The sequence below is a fragment of the Pantoea sp. AN62 genome (assembly GCF_050432985.1).
GTDB classification, from domain to species: Bacteria; Pseudomonadota; Gammaproteobacteria; order Enterobacterales; family Enterobacteriaceae; genus Pantoea; species Pantoea brenneri.
The window spans coordinates 23009-42864 of record NZ_JBNPYB010000005.1 but is presented as its reverse complement, the minus strand read 5'-3'; the positions used below and the strand labels follow the sequence as shown (position 1 = coordinate 42864).

18 protein-coding genes are annotated in these 19856 nt (G+C 58.9%); 13 read left to right on the top strand and 5 right to left on the bottom strand.

Annotated elements, in window-relative coordinates; genetic code table 11:
• Window positions 1–166 precede the first annotated feature (166 nt).
• Entirely contained in the window at window positions 167–1180 is a 1014-nt protein-coding gene (locus FHW04_RS07330; RefSeq protein ID WP_089561350.1) for a glycosyltransferase family 32 protein, read from the top strand.
• Here the strand turns inward: FHW04_RS07330 and FHW04_RS07325 are convergent.
• Window positions 1157–2074, bottom strand: coding sequence for a LysR family transcriptional regulator (locus tag FHW04_RS07325; protein ID WP_046289177.1), 918 nt, complete (start codon window positions 2072–2074; stop codon window positions 1157–1159). The genes FHW04_RS07330 and FHW04_RS07325 overlap by 24 nt on opposite strands.
• Window positions 2075–2186: 112 nt before the next feature.
• Here FHW04_RS07325 and FHW04_RS07320 point away from each other — a divergent pair, with 112 nt between their 5' ends.
• The 3 genes from FHW04_RS07320 to FHW04_RS07310 all read left to right on the top strand — a co-directional run bounded on the left by FHW04_RS07320 (window position 2187) and on the right by FHW04_RS07310 (window position 6178).
• Complete coding sequence (locus FHW04_RS07320) at window positions 2187–2576, top strand: tautomerase family protein (protein WP_031376341.1); 390 nt, start codon at window positions 2187–2189, stop codon at window positions 2574–2576.
• A 223-nt stretch (window positions 2577–2799) separates the two neighbouring features.
• Entirely contained in the window at window positions 2800–5091 is a 2292-nt protein-coding gene (gene opgB, locus FHW04_RS07315; protein WP_046289176.1) for a phosphatidylglycerol--membrane-oligosaccharide glycerophosphotransferase, read from the top strand.
• A 229-nt stretch (window positions 5092–5320) separates the two neighbouring features.
• The gene (locus FHW04_RS07310) at window positions 5321–6178 is read left to right on the top strand and encodes a tropomyosin (RefSeq protein ID WP_179420078.1); all 858 of its coding nucleotides are present in this window, start codon (window positions 5321–5323) and stop codon (window positions 6176–6178) included.
• A gap of 15 nt (window positions 6179–6193) precedes the next feature.
• On the opposite strand, the gene FHW04_RS07305 is transcribed toward FHW04_RS07310, so the two are convergent.
• On the bottom strand, window positions 6194–6907 hold the full coding sequence (locus FHW04_RS07305; protein ID WP_031376339.1) for a GNAT family N-acetyltransferase: 714 nt from the start codon (window positions 6905–6907) through the stop codon (window positions 6194–6196).
• Window positions 6908–7007: 100 nt separating this feature from the next.
• Here FHW04_RS07305 and FHW04_RS07300 point away from each other — a divergent pair, with 100 nt between their 5' ends.
• Complete coding sequence (locus tag FHW04_RS07300) at window positions 7008–8456, top strand: PLP-dependent aminotransferase family protein (protein WP_089561348.1); 1449 nt, start codon at window positions 7008–7010, stop codon at window positions 8454–8456.
• On the opposite strand, the gene FHW04_RS07295 is transcribed toward FHW04_RS07300, so the two are convergent.
• A complete protein-coding gene (locus tag FHW04_RS07295; protein WP_069728475.1) occupies window positions 8453–9547 on the bottom strand; it encodes a LacI family DNA-binding transcriptional regulator in 1095 nt (364 codons plus the stop codon). The two genes, FHW04_RS07300 and FHW04_RS07295, sit on opposite strands and share 4 nt — an antisense overlap.
• A gap of 230 nt (window positions 9548–9777) precedes the next feature.
• Here FHW04_RS07295 and FHW04_RS07290 point away from each other — a divergent pair, with 230 nt between their 5' ends.
• The 4 genes from FHW04_RS07290 to FHW04_RS07275 all read left to right on the top strand — a co-directional run bounded on the left by FHW04_RS07290 (window position 9778) and on the right by FHW04_RS07275 (window position 13338).
• Window positions 9778–10590 (top strand): ABC transporter substrate-binding protein, encoded by an 813-nt coding sequence (locus tag FHW04_RS07290; RefSeq protein ID WP_089561409.1) that lies wholly within the window; start codon window positions 9778–9780, stop codon window positions 10588–10590.
• Window positions 10591–10651: 61 nt separating this feature from the next.
• Window positions 10652–11458, top strand: a complete 807-nt coding sequence (locus FHW04_RS07285) for an amino acid ABC transporter permease (RefSeq protein WP_069728476.1) — start codon at window positions 10652–10654, stop codon at window positions 11456–11458.
• The gene (locus tag FHW04_RS07280) at window positions 11451–12206 is read left to right on the top strand and encodes an amino acid ABC transporter ATP-binding protein (RefSeq protein ID WP_089561347.1); all 756 of its coding nucleotides are present in this window, start codon (window positions 11451–11453) and stop codon (window positions 12204–12206) included. The genes FHW04_RS07285 and FHW04_RS07280 overlap by 8 nt, the downstream gene beginning before the upstream one ends.
• A 19-nt stretch (window positions 12207–12225) precedes the next feature.
• Window positions 12226–13338, top strand: a complete 1113-nt coding sequence (locus FHW04_RS07275; protein WP_031376334.1) for an NAD(P)/FAD-dependent oxidoreductase — start codon at window positions 12226–12228, stop codon at window positions 13336–13338.
• A 45-nt stretch (window positions 13339–13383) separates the two neighbouring features.
• Here FHW04_RS07275 and FHW04_RS07270 read toward each other — a convergent pair whose 3' ends face one another.
• Complete coding sequence (locus tag FHW04_RS07270; RefSeq protein ID WP_031376333.1) at window positions 13384–13887, bottom strand: RcnB family protein; 504 nt, start codon at window positions 13885–13887, stop codon at window positions 13384–13386.
• Window positions 13888–14018: 131 nt separating this feature from the next.
• Window positions 14019–15272 (bottom strand): serine hydrolase domain-containing protein, encoded by a 1254-nt coding sequence (locus FHW04_RS07265; RefSeq protein WP_089561346.1) that lies wholly within the window; start codon window positions 15270–15272, stop codon window positions 14019–14021.
• A 271-nt stretch (window positions 15273–15543) separates the two neighbouring features.
• Between FHW04_RS07265 and FHW04_RS07260 the strand changes: the two genes are divergently transcribed.
• From FHW04_RS07260 to FHW04_RS07245, 4 genes are all read left to right on the top strand, one after another.
• Window positions 15544–16212, top strand: coding sequence for a YecA family protein (locus tag FHW04_RS07260; RefSeq protein WP_031376331.1), 669 nt, complete (start codon window positions 15544–15546; stop codon window positions 16210–16212).
• Between the two features lie 191 nt (window positions 16213–16403).
• Window positions 16404–16997 carry a transcriptional regulator UhpA gene (gene uhpA / locus FHW04_RS07255; RefSeq protein ID WP_089561345.1) on the top strand — a complete coding sequence of 198 codons (594 nt, stop codon included), beginning with the start codon at window positions 16404–16406 and terminating at the stop codon, window positions 16995–16997.
• Window positions 16994–18493 carry a signal transduction histidine-protein kinase/phosphatase UhpB gene (uhpB, locus tag FHW04_RS07250; protein WP_046289174.1) on the top strand — a complete coding sequence of 500 codons (1500 nt, stop codon included), beginning with the start codon at window positions 16994–16996 and terminating at the stop codon, window positions 18491–18493. Before uhpA ends, uhpB begins: the two co-directional genes overlap by 4 nt.
• A gap of 9 nt (window positions 18494–18502) precedes the next feature.
• Window positions 18503–19831, top strand: a complete 1329-nt coding sequence (locus tag FHW04_RS07245) for an MFS transporter (protein WP_031375790.1) — start codon at window positions 18503–18505, stop codon at window positions 19829–19831.
• Window positions 19832–19856: the final 25 nt, after the last annotated feature.

Sequence of the window (19856 nt, the reverse complement as noted above, 5' to 3'; positions counted from 1 at the left end):
GAGGAAACTAGCGCGCGCTTTTACACTGCGCCACCATCAGGGAAACCCTTTAATAATTCCCGCACTGATTGAGATTGCCGCCAGGCTGCATCGCCCCGCCATCGCGTTAATTATGGGGCGCGCAGGTGCTGCAATATGACGGGAAAATAAAAACAACAGGTGCACCATGACTTTACATCGCCAACGACCTGCGCATAAGATCTGGCGCAACTGGAAAAGAATATCATTCAGTAGCCAGATGTTATGGAATAAAAAACGACACAGCGTCTTTAGCGCCCCGGAATATGATCCGGGGCAGGAAGAGAACGTCGTGTTGATATCGCAGCAGAAAAGCTTGCCGGAAATTCCGAAGATTGTCTGGATGTACTGGCATAACGATCAGCTGCCTACCTCAATGGCGCTGAATATCAGTAAAATCCGGCGGGATAACCCCGATCACCAGGTTTATCTGATTACTCAGCACACCCTGTCGCAGTGGCTGCCCGATCTTGACTTTATCTCTTCCGATCTGACGCTGGCGCATAAAAGTGAAATCATTCGTCTCGAACTGATTCACCGTTACGGCGGCATCGGCATTGATTGCAGTACCCTGTTATTTGAAGATCTCGCCTGGGTCCATCGCGTGCATCTGGAGCGGTCGATGGATTTAATCGGTTACTACCGCGAACAATCAACCCTGAATTTCCTCGCCCCGGTGATCGAAAGCTGGTTTGTCGCCGCTGCGCCGCAAAATCCGTTTATCCGCGAGTGGCTGAAACAGCTGGCACCGGTGAAAAACGTCGGCATTCAGAACTATTTTCAGGAACTGAAAAAGCGCGATGATTTCCCGATGATTGTGCAGAACATTGATAATCCATCGCGCCAGCTATTGTCACTGGCCCAACAGGTAGCGATGCGCGAATACCGACGGGCCAATCTCTACCTGCGGAAAGGGGAAGCTAACGCTTACTACTATCAGCGCCTGCACGCTGACAGCAGCAGCGCCTTCGCCCATTCCGTGCTGTTTCAGCAACGACCGCAAACGCCGCCGCCAATCATCAAGTTAACCGGAAACGAACGGCTGCATCTCGACTTCAATCTGCGGCTGGGTTTGTACAATCGCCGCAGCCTGATGGGTGAGATGATGCAGCAGACCGCCCCGACGCTGGCGCTGCCGCTAACCGTCAAAGCGCGCGCGTAACCAGTGGGCAAAGGTGGTGACCGCACGTGGCACCTGCGCCGCCCAGGGACGCACAATCCACAGGCGGGCGGCGAACGCCTCGACCGCCTGCCATTCAGGCAGAACCTGTTGCAGTGAACCGGCTGCCAGCGCCGCCCGGGCGCTGAAGTCCGGCAGCATCGCAATGCCTAATCCCTGCAGCGCCGCATCGCGGATCGACTCACTGTTATTGGTGGCAAAACAGCCCTGAATCCGCACCTGGATCCGCTCATTATCGCCGTCGGTCACAAAGCTCCAGCGTGGCGATTCCACCCCGCGTGGATAGTAAAGGCAGTTATGCCGGGCCAGATCCTGCGGCATCAGCGGCGTACCCTGCGCCGCCAGATAGGCCGGTGACGCCACCAGCAGCGTGCGCGTCTCACACAGCGGCAGCGCCACGTGGGTTTCCGGTAGCGTGTCGCTGTGGCGTATCGCCAGATCAAACCCTTCACTGCTGAGCGACACAATGCGGTCCGTTACGTCGAGCTGCAGGCGGACCTGCGGATAGTCACGCAGAAACTCACCAATGATCGGCACCAGCTGCTGACGGGCAAACGCCACCGGCGCGGTGATGCGCACCAGTCCCCGTACCGGACCGGCAGTATCACGCACGCTGAAAAAGCTCTGTTCGATACGGGCAAACGGCTCGCGCAACTCCTCCACCAGCTTTTCACCCGCCGAGGTCAGACGCACGCTGCGGGTAGTACGCTGTACCAGCAGCACGCCCGCCATCTGCTCCAGCTCTTTGATTTTTTGGCTCATCGCCGCTTTGCTGACGTCGAGCCGCTCTGCGGCACGGGTAAAACTGCCCTGCTCGGCCAGCACCGTCAGCCAGTGCAGGTGATCCCACAGCGCATCGGTCTTCATCTCTTTCATCTTGATTGTTCAATATAGTGAATAATAAGTTCAGGCTACGCGCTTTTTCCCGGCGGATAAAGTGGTCACTATAGTCACAACAGACTATCACTCTCACCGCGAGGAAAAGCCGATGCCACTGCTGCAATTTGATGTTATTCAGGGTCGTTCAGAATCCGAACTGCGTACGCTGCTGGATGCAGCACACCGGGCCGTGCTCACCGCGTTTCAGGTTCCTGAGCGCGATCGTTACCAGATTGTTCAGGAAAACAAGCGCCACCAGATGGTGTTTCAGGATACCGGGCTGGGATTCAGCCGCAGCGATAATCTGGTCATGGTGCGGGTCTACACCAGCCCGCGCAGCAGCGAACAGAAACAGCACTTCATGGCGGAGCTGGCGCGCGAGCTGCGCGAAAGTTGTGGCGTGCAGGGTAACGATTTAATGATCAGCTTTATCACCAATGACAAAGGCGACTGGAGCTTTGCTGATGGTGAGGCGCAATACCTGACCGGCAAACTCTGAAATTACAGTCCGCTTTGCTCTGCTGACGGTGCGCGCCAGCCGCCGTCAGGCCTGATAAACTCCCCGCCGATGCTCTCTGTCACCAATATGATCCTCACCGCACAAATCTGGCTGGATGTGTTGCAGCCGGGTTACAGCCAATATAGATTGTCGAAAAACCATCCCCCCGAAGGTGGCCGGCAGTCTGAAGCGCCGCGTACTCATATCAACAGAGGATTTGCCGTTGTCCGAATTAGCGTCACTTGGGCTGTTTCTGGCCGCTATTGCTATCTATTCCTGTAAAGCCGGGCGTAACAAATTTTGGTTCTTTGTGGTGTTAATCCTGCTGGTGTTGTTTGTGGTGCTGAATGCAACGCTTTACGCCAGCAACTACTTCACCGGCGACGGCATCAATGATGCCGTGCTCTATACCCTGACCAACAGCCTGACCGGTGCCGGTATCAGTAAATATGTGGTGCCGGGCATAGGGCTGATCATCGTGCTGTTTCTGCTGTTCTGCCTGCTGTCGTGGATACTGCGGCGGCGTGAGCGGCCACATCATATCGGCTGGTCGCTGCTGGCGGTGGCCTGCGCGCTGGGTTCAGTGCAGACCACACCTGCATTTCGTCAGGTGGCGTCCCTGATTGTGTCGCACACCCAGCTGGCCGATTCCGACTTCGATGCGTTCTACAAAGTGCCACGTAACCGCATTGCGCAGCCGCACCTCAACGTGGTCTATATCTACGGCGAAAGCCTGGAGCGCACCTATTTTGATCAGCACGCTTTTCCCGGCCTGGCACCGGAGCTCAGCCGCCTGAAAGAGCAAAGCATCGACTTCAGCCAGACTGAGCAGCTGCCGGGCACCGATTACACTATCGCTGGCATGGTCGCCTCAATGTGCGGCATTCCGCTGTTTGCGCCGTTTGACGGCAATGCCTCAGCCTCGCTCTCCAGCTTCTATCCGCAAAACGTCTGTCTGGGCGACATCCTGAAAAACTCCGGCTACGACAACTGGTTTATTCAGGGCGCTGATCTGCGCTTCGCCGGCAAAGATGTGTTCCTGAAATCACACGGCTTTGATCCGGCCAACCTTTACGGCGCACAGGAGCTGAAAAGCCGCGTTGCCGATCCGACCTATCGCAACAACTGGGGTTATTACGACGATACGGTGATGGATGAGGTGTTTGAAAAATATCAGGAACTGTCAAAAGCTAACAAACCGTTTGCGCTGTTCACCCTGACGGTCGATACCCATCATCCCGATGGCTTTATCTCCCGCAGCTGTGAGCGCAAGAGCTACAGCTTTGATGGCAAACCAAACCAGTCATTTAGCGCGGTGGCCTGTTCGCAGGAGCACGTCGCACGCCTGATTGACCGGATTAAAGCCTCACCGTGGTTTAAACAGACGGTGATTGTGGTGACCTCCGATCATCTGGCGATGAATAACACCGCCCACCAGTACCTGATTAAGCAGCCACGCCACGATCTTTTTATGGTGATCCGCGGCGATAAACCGCAGGCAGAAGTGATTGATGCGCGCCGCAGCACGCTGGATAACGGCGCGACGCTGCTGGATATTCTCGGCGGTGACAACGCGATTGGTCTGGGCCGCAGCAGCCTGAGCAGCGTTTCGCTATCGACGCAGTTTGAAGATATGAAAAGTAAGGTGATGAGCTGGAAGCCGGATATTATCCAGCTGTGGAATTTCCCGAAGATGATGGACAGCTTTACCGTCGATCAGGTGAAAAATACCTTTAGCTTCTCGGGTACCACCTTCCGGTTACCGATTCTGTTCCGCATCAGTGATAAGCATGTTGAGCCGATGCCGGAAGGGGAATATTCGGCACCGCTGCGCTATCAGCTGGCCGATTTCACCTCGACCGATAAGTTTCTGTGGGTCGATCGCTGTTTCAAAATGGCGCGACTCTGGCAGCCGTCGCTGGCGCTGTCCGGCGATCTCTGTGTGGCAATGGGCCAGCTCGGCGCAACGCCTGCGGTAACGCATATCGATCAGCCACAGTGGAAAGGTAAAGTGAAATTCCCGACCACACCGACCAGCGATGCGGCTTATCAGCGCAATCTGGCGCAGATCCGCATCGAAGATAACGACATTCGCTACAGCGCCGACAGCTTCCGGCTCGACGTGCCTGGCGCACCGCAGAGCATCAAGCGTTTTAGCGGCATTTCCCGACCGGAAAGCTGGGGTCGCTGGTCTAACGCTAATCTCGCGCCGGAAGTGAAGATAGAGTACGTCGATCCGCTACCGCCGAAGTTTGACCTGGTGATTACCGCTCGCGCTTATGGAGCTAACGTCCACCGCCAGATCCCGGTGCGGGTTGGCGATCAGCAGCAACTGCTGTCGCTGGGTGAAACCTTCTCTACCCATACGCTGCATTTTGACAACCCGACCGCCACGCACCAACTGACCATTGCGCCGCCGGAACCGCAGCTGAGTAATATCGGCAATATCACCGGTCAGGACCCACGCAAACTGGGCATTGGCATGGTGGAAATCAAGATCGTGCCTCAGCCGTAACGCCTGCTTTTCTCTTCTCCTCTGCGGATTCACGCAGAGGAGATCTTCCCGCATCAGACGCCGAAGGTTGCGAGACCGCTCGCAATCCACTGCACGTTACTTGTTGAACTAATTGATATTTTTCGGAAAGGCGCGCAAAGTACAACCGGCTTAGTGGTACCCTTTGTGTGATCTGTCATCCTCTCGCTATCGCCGTATTGCCGGGAGAGAGGCAGACATGACAAGCACCATGATGAAGACCCACCAGGCCTTTAAAGCCCTGCAGCGGGCAGGGATCGATGAGCAGCAAGCGGAGGCGATGGTGGAGATCTTTACGGATATGCAGCAGGGAAAACCGGACCAGCCAGACGATAAGCAACTCAGCCGGGTTGAACAAAAAGTCGACCGGGTCGATGAGCGCGTCGGCCACGTTGAGCAAAAAGTCGATCAGGTCGAACAAAAAGTTGAACTGATCGATGAGCACGTTGGCAATGTTGAACGCAAAGTCGATCAGGTCGACCGAAAAGTTGAACAGACAGATGAGCGCGTTAGCAATGTTGAACGCAAAGTTGATCAGGTCGACCGAAAAGTTGAACAGATAGATGAGCGCGTTGGCAATGTTGAACGCAAAGTCGATCAGGTTGACCGAAAAGTCGAACAAATCGATGAGCGGGTTGGCAATGTTGAACGCAAAGTCGATCAGGTTGACCGAAAAGTTGAACAGATAGATGAGCGACTCGGCAATGTTGAACGCAAAGTCGATCAGGTTGAACGAAAAGTCGACCTGATGGATGAGCGACTCGGCAATGTTGAACGAAAAGTCGACCTGATGGATGAGCGACTCGGCAATGTTGAACGAAAAGTCGACCAGATCGATGAGCGTCTGGGGCACGTTGAAAGAAAAGTCGATAAGCTGGGTATCCGGCTTAACCAGGTTGAAATCAAAGTCGATAAGCTGGAGGCTGGCCTGATCAGCTTAACCCGAACGGTCGAGAATCTCAGAGATGAAGTAATGACCGTGAAAAACGACATGCGCTGGATTAAGCGACTGTTAATGGTGATGACCACCACCCTGCTGGTGGCGGCCGTGAAAACCCTGTTTATCTGAATAAGCAGCGACCGGTCAGGGCAGCTTGCGCAATGTTTCCAGCTTTTCGCGCTGCTGGCCATCGGCAGTAAAGTTGTCGCTGGCCAGCCAGCGCTGCAGGCCCTTTTTCACCTGCGGCCATTCGCCATCAATGATCGACAGCCAGCTGGTATCGCGACTGCGGCCTTTGTAAACAATCGCCTGGCGGAAATCGCCTTCGTAGCGGAAACCAAGACGTTCTGCCGCCCGACGTGATGGCGCATTGCAGCTATCACACTTCCACTCATAGCGGCGATAACCCAGCGTCTCAAAGGCGTAACGCATCAGCAGGAAATGGGCTTCCGTCGCCATGCGGGTCCGCTTCAGATGAGGTGAAAACGCCACATGTCCGACTTCGATCACGCCATGTTCCGGCTGAATCCGCATCAACGCCAGGCTGCCTGCCGCCTGCCCGCTGACAAGATCGATTACCGCAAAGTGCAGCGGGTCACGGCTGGCCTCCAGCTGCGCCGCATGCTCCTGCCACACCTGCCGGTTATCAAACGGCCCGACAAACATATAGGTCCAGTCGCGGCCATCTTCCGCCGCGGCGTAGGCATCGAACAGCGCTTCGCCATGGCGCGCCACGCTGAACGGCTCAAGCCGGCAAACTTCGCCAGTGAAAACCTGCGGCTGCGGAAAAGGACGGGGTTGCCAGTCCGGTAAATCGACCCCGACCGGCTGACCATACTGATTAGTGTGTTGTGACATATCGCCTCCAGGCTTCAGATGATGCCTGCAGATTGCCACTATCATGGTGGGTTAAAAAGTACCACAATGTTTGAAAATGATAGATCCACGGGAGCGCGCCATGAAGCCGGAGAGCCATCCTTTACTGCTGGCACCGTTAACGCCAGCCGCCGGAACCACGCTGCAGCAGCAGCTTTACCAGCGGATTAAACAGGGCATTTTGCAGGGCCAGCTGGCTGCCGGGGCGATGTTACCTGCCACCCGGCAACTGGCCGCTGAGCTACAGGTCTCACGTAATACGGTGCTTAACGTCTGGACTCAGCTGCAGGCGGAGGGCTATCTGATGAGCGATCGACAGGGTAGCCGCGTCAGCCTGCTGGCGTTACCGACAGCCCGGCCAGATGACAACGGGTTAGCTCACTGGCCGCTGGCAAAACGGCTTGATGCCCTTCAGCTCAGCCAGCGTTTCGATACCGGAACGCTGCCGCTGCGCCCCGGCATTCCGGCGCTGAATCATTTTCCGTTAGCCGCCTGGCGTCGGGCGCTTAATCATGTGCTGAACCACACGCCACCGCGCCAGTTGGGTTATGGCGACCCGCTGGGTGATCCTGAACTGCGTGCCGCACTGGCGCAGCAGTTGCGTATCACGCGCGGTGTTCGGTGTGATGCCGGACAGATTGTGATTACCGAAGGAGCGCAACAGGCGCTGATGCTGTGCGTCGCTCTGCTGAGCGATCCGGGTGACCACGGCTGGGTTGAAGATCCAGGCTATCGTGGGGCCAAAGCGGCCATGCAAGCCGGCGATCTGCGCGTGGTTCCGATTCCCATCGATCAGCAGGGCCTGGCTCCGCAGCCGCAACACTGGCAACAGTCCCCACCGCGCCTGATCTACACCACGCCAACCCATCAGTATCCGACTGGCGCGGTGATGAGCGCAGCCCGGCGGCTGGCGCTGATTTCGGCGGCGCGGCAGCAGCAGGCGTGGATTATCGAAGATGATTATGATGGCGACTTCCGGCACCACGGCGAGCCGATTGCCGCCATGCAGGGGATGACCGATAACGCGCCGGTGATCTATCTCGGCTCCTTCAGCAAGACGCTGTTCCCTGCCCTGCGTATCGGCTTTATGGTGCTGCCCGCGCCGCTGGTCAGTAATCTGCGACCGGCGCTGCATCAGCTGCTACGTGGCGGTAATCCGCTGGAGCAGCAGGCGCTGGCACGCTTTATTCTCAGCGGCGATTACAGCCGGCATTTGAGTAAAATGCGCCGCCTCTATCGCCAGCGTCAGGCCCTGTTGCGCAGTGAACTGCAGCAGGCCGCGGGCCAGCCGATACCCTTACTGGGTGGCGACAGCGGAATGCATCTGGTCTTGCCAATCGAGGCGCATCAGAATGACGTGGCGATAGCCAACAGGCTGATTCAGGCTGGCTACGCGCCTGCGGCACTCTCGACCTTTTATCTGACTGAACCGGCACAGCGCGGCCTGGTGATTGGCTATGGCAACAGCAGCAGCACGCAGATCACCGCGGCGGTACGACAGTTGCGCCGGGTGCTGGGCTGGCCGGGTTAACGTCTGCCGCGTGGCTCACTGTCGCTGGCCGGAGCAGCAATCGATTCCCGCAGTATCAGCCGGGCATCAAAGCGCGGCATTGGACCGGCCGCTTCGCCACGAATTTCGGCAATCAGCCGGCGTGCCGCTTCACGCCCCATCTCGTATACCGGTTGCGCCACTACCGTCAGCGGCGGCGTCACAATTTCGCTCCATGGAAAGTTGTCATACATCACGAAGGAGAGATCCGCCGGGATGCGCAGCCCGCGCTGCGTCACTTCACGCAGCAGCCACATCGCTACTACGCTGTCAGAGGCCACCAGCGCACTGGGTGGCTGCGGGCGCTGCCACAGCTCAGCCACGATGCGGGCGATCTGCGCTTCATCCAGCGCATTCACTTTTACCAGCGACGGATCAAATTCCACTCCCGCCGCGGCAAACGCCTGCATCATGCCACCGACGCGCTGGGCAACCGGCGTCAGGCCAAAATCAGCTGGCGCACGGTAGTCACCGGTCAGCGCCATGCTGGTGACATAGGCGATATGACGATGGCCGGCCTGCAGTAACCGGCTGGTGGCGTCAGCCGCCACTTTGGTGAATTCACAGCAGATCGCTTCGACATCAAGGCCGGTAACTGCACGATCGAACAGTTTCAGCGCCCGGCCCTCTTCCAGCACCTGCATCAGATGGCTGTTTTGATCGCGCTCTGAACAACTGGGGGCCACGATAATGCCGTCGACCCGCTTCTCCAGCATCACCCGTACCGCATCCTGTTCAGCCTGCAGCTTTTCGTCGCTGTTGCTGAGCAGCAGATGGTAACCGGCGGTACGCGCCACATCCGCCATGCCGCGCAGGGCGAGGCCGAAGTGGGGATTTTCAATATCCCCGACAATCACACCGATGGTGTTAGAGCGCCCGGTATTCATGCTGCGCGCCAGCTCATTCGGACGGTAGCCCAGTGCGGCAGCGGCGCTGTTTACCCGGGCCTGCACCTCATCACTGACCGCGCCATAGCCCCCGAGCGCACGCGCCGCCTGGGCCTTGGAAACCTTTGCCGCGCGCGCCACATCCGCCACGGTGGGTGCTTTAGAACGTAATTTCTGGCTGGTCATAATTATTTTGAATCACAGGTTGATGACAGGAAGATTGACGCCGAAAAAAGGCTGTGCTTAAACTCATTGTAACCCCTTGAGACCGGTCTCACAACGCCCACGTCCACAAGGTGTCACCTGCGTTGAGACCGGTCTCAAAAATAATCACCGGCTCAACAGTCTCTGATGTTTAAACCTGCAAAAACGGATGAGCTATGAAATCGCAAACCAAACCGGGCAAACGGCCTGGCATGCTGTTCGGCACTGTGTTCAGTAAGATGTTCAGCACCCTGCTCGCACTCTGTGCACTTTCGTTCTCTACGCTGGCTGCCAGCGATGACAATCCCTACGGCCTGATCGAACCGGGCCAGCTACGCGTCGCCAGCGTCGGCGATTCCAGACCTTATACCTTCACCGATGCCAGCGGTCAGTTCACCGGCTTTGACGTCGAATTCTTTAAAAATGTCGCCCATCGCATGGGAATCGATAAGGTCGATTTTGTCGGTCAGGACTTCTCCGCCATCATGCCGGCGGTCGCCAACGGTCAGTATGATGCGGCGGTCGCGGCGATCGGCATCACCCCGGCACGTGAAAAAACCGTCGATTTCTCTACTGGCTATCTGGCGGGCTTTCTCACCGTGCTGACCCGCAGCGACAGCGGCGTGAAGAATGTCGCCAGTCTGGCAAAACGGCGGCTTGGCGTCGTTCAGGGCACGCTGCAGGAGAACTACGCGGTGGAACACTTCACCCAGACCGACATCGTGCGCTTCCCGGATAACAACAGCGCGGTCTCGGCGCTCAATAATGGCACGCTCGACGCCATCTTCCTCGACTATGAGGCCGCCAAAAGCTACGCCGAACGCTTCAAGCTGGTCTCTGCTGCCGATATCCCCTCTTTTGATGCCCCGGCCGGTATCGCCATCGCCAAAGGCAAACCCGCCTTTAAGGCCGCACTGGACAGCGCCATTAAAGCGGCGATGCAGGACGGCACCTGGCAGCGGCTCTATCAGAAGTGGTTCCCCGGCTCGCCAATGCCCAAACAGTATCTGCCTGGCGGTCAGTAAAGTGGCGGACGTTCGCGTCCTGAGTTAACCGGGGAATGCCCCGCACTGCATGGAGACGGCGATGGACTTGCTCACGATTCTTTCCCGCACCTTCTTTGATTTTTCCTCAATGAGGGAAGTGCTGCCGCAGATGCTGACCACCGGGCTGGTGAATACGGTGATTATCTCGCTGGCGGCCACCCTGCTTGGCACACTGTTTGGCCTGCTGCTGGCGCTGATGGGCATTTCGCCCTCGCGCTGGCTGCGCCTGCCCGCCCGGCTGTATACCGATCTGTTTCGCGGTCTGCCGTCGATTCTGACCATCCTGCTGATTGGTCAGGGCCTGGCGCGATTCAGCTATCAGCTGTTCGGTCCGACGCCTTACCCGCTGGGGATCTTCGCCCTCAGCCTGATTGCCAGCGCCTACATGGGCGAGATTTTCCGCGCCGGCATTCAGAGCGTCGAACGCGGCCAGATGGAAGCCTGTCGCGCGCTGGGGATGAGCTATGGCCGGGCGATGCGGCTGGTGGTGATCCCGCAGGGGATCCGCCGGGTGCTGCCCGCCATCGTCAATCAGTTCATCGCCATCATTAAAGACTCGTCGCTGGTCTATCTGCTGGGGCTGATGACCCAGCAGCGCGAGCTGTTTCGCGTCGGTCAGGATGCGGCGGTGCTGACCGGCAATCTGTCGCCGCTGATGCTGGCCGGGCTGTTCTATCTGATCATCACCGTGCCGCTGACGCACATGGTCAACTACGTGGATGTGCGTTACCGCACCGGCCGCCGTCGCCTGACCGCGCCGCAAAGTGGTTTAAAAGAGGTGGAGGAAGTCAGACGGCCCAACGGCGCGCTGGCCACTCACCCGCTGACCGGAGGCAACCATGAATAACCGCACAACCAGCGCCAGCTGGCACGGAGCCAGCCTGGAGCTGCGCGATCTGACCCTCGCCTATGGCCCGATTGAGGTGCTGCGTAACGTCTCGCTGCGGGTCGCGCCCGGCAGCACCACCTGCATTATCGGGCCATCCGGCTCGGGCAAATCGACCCTGCTGCGCGGTATTAACCGGCTGCATGAACCGAAATCGGGCGATGTGCTGCTGGCCGACCGATCGGTACTGCGCGACAAACCGGACGCACTGCGGCTGCGGATTGGCATGGTGTTTCAGCACTTCAACCTGTTTCCCGATCACAGCGCGCTGGAGAACGTGGCGCTGGCCCCGTGGCGCGTCAAAGGCTTGCCCAAAGCGCAGGCGATGGCGATTGCCCATCAGCGGCTGGAAGAGGTTGGTCTGGGTCCGCGCGCCGATCACCGGCCACGCGATCTCTCCGGCGGCCAGCAGCAGCGGGTGGCGATTGCCCGCGCGCTGGCGATGGATCCGGAGGTGATGCTGTTTGATGAGGCGACCTCGGCGCTCGATCCCGAACTGGTGAAAGGCGTGCTGACGCTGATGGCCGATCTCTGTCGTCGCGGCATGACGATGGTGGTGGTAACGCATGAAATGGGCTTTGCGCGCAAAGTGGCGGATCAGGTGGTGTTTATGGACGAAGGCGAGATTGTCGAAGCCGGGCCGCCAGCCGCTATTTTCGATGCGCCGCAGTCACCGCGCCTGCAACGTTTTCTCTCTGAAGTGCTGTAACTGAGTAAGGAACCTGATAATGGCGGTAAAAACTGAAATGAAAGTGGTGGTGCTGGGCGGTGGCGTGCTGGGCGTATCGACGGCGCTCGAGCTGGCGAAACGCGGGGCAGCGGTAACCTTAGTGACCGAAGCCGCGCTCTGCTCCGGCGCCTCAGGACGCTCGCTGTCGTGGCTCAACTCAGCGGGCGAGCGGTCGAAACCTTATCATGCGCTACGCATGGCCGGCATCGATCGCTATCGCACCCTGTTTGCCCGGCATCCGACACTCGACTGGCTGCGGTTTGACGGCGGGATCTGCTGGTCGGATAACGATGTTGCCGCGACGGAGGCGCGCCACGACTATGAAAAAGCCCACGGCTACGATTCACAGCTGATCACGGCTGAAAACGTGGCGCAGGCGGATGCCGCAGTCGATCCCGATGCGCTGGCGGCCCAGGCAATATTTAATCCCGGTGAAGGCTGGGTCAGCCTGCCGCATCTGGTGGATTATCTGGTCAATCAGTTCCGCGCGCTGGGCGGCGAAGTGGTAGAACACGCCGGTAAAGCCAGCGTGATCACCGATCGGGGCCGGGCCTGCGGCATTCGTAGCGATAAAGGCGAGCTGCGCGCCGATGCGGTGCTGGTTGCCTGCGGTCCCTGGACGCCGGATGTGGTGGCACCGCTCGGTGTGACTATCCCCAACGGCTCGCCGGTTTCGATGCTGGTGATCACCGAACCGTCCGCCCAGCCGCTGAAAGCGGTGCTGAACACCCCGCGCGCCGCGGTTCGTCCCAATCCTGGCAACCGTTTTGCGCTCGATCACGACTGGTATGAAGCTGATATCCAGCCGCTGGCCGACGGGGAATACCGGATTGATGAGCAGGTGGTGGCGCAGCTGGCGCAGGAAGCCAGCCGGTTATTGCGTGGCGATCGGCCGCTCAAAGCTGAGAGCTGGAAGATTGGCCTCAAGCCGATTCCAGGTGATGGCGATCCGGTGCTGGGTGAACTGCAAAAGGTGCCGGGCTGTTACGTGGCGTTCAGCCACTCCGGTGCCACGCTGGCGCTGATTGTCGGGGAATTACTGGCGGACGAGATGATCAGCGGCGAAAAACATCCGATGCTGGCAAGCTTTGGTGCGGAGCGTTTCAGCTAAAAAAAAGCCGGTCGTGCTGACCGGCTGATTTTTTAACCGCTTATTTTAACCGCGGAAGAAGATATCGCCCGATTTCCCCATGACGATTTTGCCGGTGTCATTGGTAATCAGGATGTAATTGGCGTTGATATAGGCCCAGTGGGTATTCTCCTGCGGCGCAGGCAGATTACGTTTTTGCCACTCGGTAATGGTGTAGGTTTTATCAGTGTACTTCTCTGGCACCGTGTCGCCGACTTTATACTGTTTGTAGTCGATGATGATGGTGTTGAGATCGTAGTTCGGCTGTCCGCCAGTCGACGGCGCTGGCGTGGTCGGCGTAATGCCATCATTCGATTGTGAGCTGGATGGCGCCTCAGTCTGTGCGGCACCGGCATCCGGCTGAGCGTTAACCGCGCCAGGCTGCGACTGGGCATCAGGATTAGCAGGCTGAATCTGTGGCGGCGGCGGAACGGTATCCGTTGCTTCACCGGCGGCCTGCACAGCAGGGATCAGGCTCAGCGAGCCAACCAGTAATCCCATTGAGAAAAGTACACGTTGAGTCCTGCGCATAATGATTTCCACGTTAAATTGATTTTAGTGACGGTAGACAGGCTAAAGACAATCTTTATAGCGATACAGTTCCCCTCGCGTCAAAGCTAAGTGTAAGGAAAGACGACGCTATTCGTTTCACCACGCACCGGTTACTGTCCAACCACTCTATCCTTAGTTGCCAGATCGACCAACAACGCAATGCCTAAATAGTTGCTCCAGTTAAAGGCGTTTTGCAGCACCACAATCGCGTTGCCACGGGCTTTATCGTAGCCGATAAAGCTGGCATAGCCGCCAATGTAACCGACCTGGTAGGTTATTTGCTCTCCCGCGACCCGATCGGTGACCCAGGCGATATTCTGTGCCTGGCTTCCCTGTTGATACCACGCCCGATTCACCGCGGCAAAGGCCTGATCCAGCGACCGATCGCCGGTGGCGCTCAGATGCGCACGCAGATAAGCGATCAAATCGCGTGCATTGCTGTAAAGACTGGCTGCCGCCACCATGTTGCCGTGGAAATGCCAGTCCGGCGTCAGCGCGCCACGGGCGATAAATTTGGGCTGATCGCCGGCGTGACCGAGTGCGCGCAGCGGATACCCGGCCAGCGTTTCGGGCCGGAAGCTGCTGTGCGTCATCTGCAACGGCGTAAAAATCAGCGTTGAGGCCAGCGACTGGATATCCTGATGAAAGCGTTCACGCAGAATATAACCGAGCAGCGCATAGCCGAGATTGGAGTAATGCGGCACGCGCACCGCTGGCGCAGAGAAATCGGCGAGATAATCGAGCAGCGCATCGCTGTCGAGATTGCTATAGAAGTTTTCGCCATTGCCCAGATAGCGGATGAACTGATGCAGCATCGGCAAGTCCATATCCTGACGCGGCAGACCAGCGGTGTGGGTGACCAGTTGCAGCAGCGTAATGCGTTTTGCGTCCTCGCTCAGCCGCACCCCAGGCAGCAGATCGGCCAGCGTGTCGTGCCAGTGCAGCTGGCCCTGATTCACCAGCTGGATAATCACCTCTGCCGTCACCCCTTTACTCAGCGAACCGAGCGCAAACAGCGTGTCGGGCGTAATCGGATAACGGTGCTGCCGATCGGTCACCCCATAAGCGTAAAATTGTGCCGGACCACCACGATGAACGATCGCAATGCTGATGCCGGGAACCTGCTTTTGCTGCATGTAGTGACGCACAATGTCGTCAACATTTTCATGGAAGGTGGCGTGAGTCAGGTAAACGCGGTCGCCGACCGGGGCCGACGTCTGCGACAGAGTGCCACAACCCGCGAGGATCAGGATGATGGCAGGCCACAGCAGGGCTATTATTCTGAATCGGCCTGAGGCAAGGCGGTGGAGATCCCGCCAGGTGCGAAGCGTGCTCGCCCGACCGGAGAAAAAGTCTGTTCTCATTTTTTATTATAATAATCAGTTAATTAAGTTTGATCGTGATGTAACAGACCCGCTGTCGCGCAAAAATGTATCACAAAGCGACAGTCGGCTATAGCGCGCTAAACCGACTAAAAGTGGTGTAACCGGCGGATTGAGGGTCGCCGTGCCGGCAACTGAAACCACCTGCCCGGCCTGAGGTAAGCTGTGTTGCAGCGCGCAAGGGTGTACACTGCTGCGGCTTTATGGCTTGAACGCCGTGCTCACATTTTTGAAATGCCCGGGAGGCAACCGCATGAAAGAAGGCCCACTGTCCGAGAAAGAGCTGCAATGGCTGGAAGATATGCTGGAAAAATATGGCAGCGAAGCGTCGATTCTGGATGTCTCCGAGCTGGACGGTCTGCTGACCGCCGTGCTGTCCGGACCGACCACCGTCGAACCCAGCAAATGGCTGGTGGCGCTGTGGGGCGGCGAGAAGCAGATCCCAAAATGGAGCAACGAACGTGAAATGACGCGTTTTATGGAGCTCTGTTTTCAGCACATGAATGATGTGGCTGACCGGCTGTCTGAATTCCCTGAGCAGTTCGAACCGCTGTTTGGCATCCGTGAGATGGAAGGTCTGGAATTTACCGTGGTTGAAGAGTGGTGCTTCGGCTACATGCGCGGCGTATCGCTGACCGACTGGTCTGCCCTGCCGCAGGATCTGCAACCGGCGCTGGACGCCATCGCCTTACACGGCGTGGAAGAGAATCTCGAAAAACTGGATGCGATGACGCCGGACGAGATGGAAGCCAGCATTGAGGCGATCCGCCCTGCTGCGCTGGCGCTGCACGATCACTGGATCTCCCAGCCTGAAGCGGTGCCGGTGCCGCAGAAGCCGATCTCGGTAGAAAAGCTGCCAGGTCGTAACGATCCCTGCCCGTGCGGCAGCGGTAAAAAATATAAGCAGTGCTGTCTGCATTAATTCGTCACCTGGCCGGAGCGGGATCGCCGCCCGGCCTGCCACGCCAGACGATCCTGCCGCTGCGCTGACGATCGCTCCGATCCCACCGGGATCAACATCCCGCCACCGTCCTCGTGCCAGACTGCTCACGACTTGAACAGCCACGCGCTTATCGCTAAGGTAAGCGCGAATTTACCCGCCAGGAACGCATCATGATTACCATCGCGCTTATTGACGATCACCTGATCGTCCGCTCCGGGTTTGCCCAACTGCTGGGACTGGAACCCGATTTTCAGGTTGTGGCCGAGTTTGGATCGGGCCGTGAGGCGCTGGCGGGTTTACCGGGACGCGGCGTGCAGGTCTGTATCTGCGACATCTCGATGCCCGATCTCTCCGGTCTGGAACTGCTGAGCCAGCTTCCCGCCGGCTTAGCCACCATTATGCTGTCGGTACACGACAGTCCGGCGCTGGTGGAGCAGGCGCTTAACGCCGGCGCGCGCGGTTATCTCTCCAAACGCTGTCGCCCCGATGAGCTGATCGCTGCCGTGCGCACGGTCTCGGCCGGTGACTGTTACCTGACGCCGGAGATCGCCCTTAAGCTGGCCGCCGGACGTCAGGACCCGCTGACCCGACGCGAACGCCAGGTGGCCGAGAAGCTGTCGCAGGGGATGCCGGTGAAAACCATTGCGGCCGAGCTGGGCCTGTCGCCAAAAACCGTTCACGTCCACCGCGCCAACCTGATGGAAAAACTCGGCGTCAGCAACGACGTCGAGCTGGCGCGCCGCATGTTTGACGGCTGGCAATGACGCCGCTTCTGTCGCGGCTGATATCAGTGGCCGCCAGCGTCTGCATCTTTTCGGCGGCGTGGTTCTGCCTGTGGAGCATCAGCCTGCATCTGGTGCAACGGCCCGAGCTGGCGGTGCTGCTGTTTCCGTTTGGCCTGCGGCTGGGCCTGATGCTGCAATGTCCGCGCGGCTACTGGCCGGTGCTGCTGGCCAGCGAGTGGATGCTATTGATCTGGCTGTCGCACCAGGTCGCGCTGGCGCATCTGCCACTGCTGATGGTCGGCGGCGTGCTGACGCTGCTGCCGGTGGCGCTGATCTCCCGTTATCGCCACCAGCGCGACTGGCGCACGCTGCTGCGTCAGGGTGCCGCGCTGATCGCCGCCGCACTGCTGCAATCGCTGCCGTGGGCCGGTCAGCAGGAGATGCTGAACGCCCTGCTGCTGACGCTCACCGGCGGGCTGACGCTGGCCCCTACCTGCCTGGTCATCTGGCACTATCTCACCCGTACCCGCTGGCAGCCGCTGGGACCGGCGCTGATCTCCCAGCCGGTTAACTGGCGCGCCCGACATCTTATCTGGTATCTGCTGCTGTTTATCATCAGCCTGGGATTGCAGCTTGGCCTGCCGGCAGAGCTGGCGCGCTTTACGCCATTTTGTCTGGCGCTGCCGATTATTGCGCTGGCGTGGCACTACGGCTGGCAGGGTGCGCTGATCGCCACCCTGATGAACGCCATTGCCCTGATTGCCAGCCAGACCTGGCACGATCATCCGGTTGATCTGCTGCTATCGCTGCTGGCGCAAAGCCTGACCGGACTGCTGCTCGGTGCCGGTATCCAGCGGCTGCGTGAGCTTAATCAGTCGCTGCAGCATGAGCTGGCGCGCAACCGGCGGCTGGCTGAACGTCTGGTCGAGACCGAAGAGAGCGTGCGCCAGGAGGTAGCGCGTGAGCTGCACGATGACATTGGCCAGACCATCACCGCGATTCGTACCCAGGCGGGCATCGTCCAGCGGCTGGCGCCCGATAATGGCCGGGTGATCCAGAGCGGCGCGCACATCGAGCAGCTGTCGCTGGGAGTGTACGATTCGGTGCGGCGACTGCTGGGACGGTTACGGCCGCGTCAGTTAGACGATCTCTCGCTGGAGCAGGCGGTCCGCTCGCTGATGCGTGAGATGGAACTCGACGATCGCGGTATCGTCAGCCATCTCGACTGGCACATTGATGAGAACCTGCTCAGCGAAGGCCAGCGCGTCACGCTGTTTCGCGTCTGCCAGGAAGGCCTGAACAATATCGTGAAGCACGCCAGCGCCAGTGCGGTGATGCTCAAAGGCTGGCAGCAGGATGAACGAGTGATGCTGGTGATTGAAGATGATGGCTGCGGCCTGCCGTCCGGTTCCGGCCAGCAGGGTTTTGGTCTGGCCGGAATGCGCGAACGGGTGGCCGCGCTGGGCGGCACGCTGGCGATATCCTGTACCCACGGCACCCGCGTCAGCGTTCATTTGCCGCTGCGTACGGTGTGAGGAGTGAATGTGTTTAGCTTTCTGAAAACCCCGGCCAACGCTGCCCCGCTGCAGGATAAAGCGGAGATCGATCGCCGCTATCGCTACTGGCGACGGCATATCATGGTGACCATCTGGCTGGGCTATGCGCTGTTCTATTTCACCCGCAAAAGCTTCAACGCCGCCGCCCCGGAGATCCTCGCCAGCGGCGTGATGACCCGTACCGATATCGGCCTGCTGGCGACGCTGTTTTACATCACCTACGGCCTGTCGAAATTTTTCTCCGGCATCGTCAGCGACCGCTCCAACGCCCGCTACTTTATGGGGCTGGGACTGATTGCCACCGGGGTAGTGAACATCCTGTTCGGCTTCTCCACCTCGCTGTGGGCCTTTGCGTTGCTGTGGGCGGTTAACGCCTTCTTCCAGGGTTGGGGCGCGCCGGTCTGCGCCCGCCTGCTGACCGCCTGGTATTCGCGTAACGAACGTGGCGGCTGGTGGGCGCTGTGGAACACCGCGCACAACGTCGGTGGCGCACTGATTCCGATGATGATCGGGGCGGTGGCGCTGCATTACGGCTGGCGCAGCGGGATGATGGTGGCCGGCGGATTAGCGATTCTGGCCGGTCTGTTTCTCTGCTGGCGACTGCGCGATCGGCCTCAGACCGTTGGCCTGCCCGAGGTCGGCGACTGGCGGCAGGATGAGATGGAGATGGCGCAGCAGCAGGAAGGCGCGGGCCTGAGCCGCAAAGCGATCCTCACCCGCTACGTGCTGCTGAACCCCTACATCTGGCTGCTGGCGCTGTGTTATGTGCTGGTTTACGTGGTACGCGCGGCGATCAACGACTGGGGCAATCTCTACATCTCGGAGACGCTGGGCGTCGATCTGGTAACCGCCAATTCAGCGGTGACGATGTTTGAGCTGGGCGGATTTATCGGCGCGCTGGTGGCCGGCTGGGGATCGGATAAGCTGTTTAACGGCAACCGCGGCCCGATGAACCTGATTTTCGCCGCCGGGATTCTGCTGTCGGTGGGATCGCTGTGGCTGATGCCGTTCACCAGTTACGTGATGCAGACGGCGTGCTTTTTCACTACCGGCTTCTTTATCTCGGGTCCGCAGATGCTGATTGGCATGGCGGCGGCCGAGTGTTCTCACAAGGAGGCGGCGGGTGCGGCGACCGGCTTTGTCGGGCTGTTCGCCTATCTTGGCGCGTCGCTCTCCGGCTGGCCGCTGGCGTGGGTGATCGACAGCTGGCACTGGAGCGGCTTCTTTGCGGTGATTGCGATTGCGGCCGGTATCTCCGCACTGCTGCTGCTGCCATTCCTCAATGCGCAGGCGCCGCGTCCGGTCGACGAAGCGTGATGCGCCTCTCCTTTTTGCCGCATGT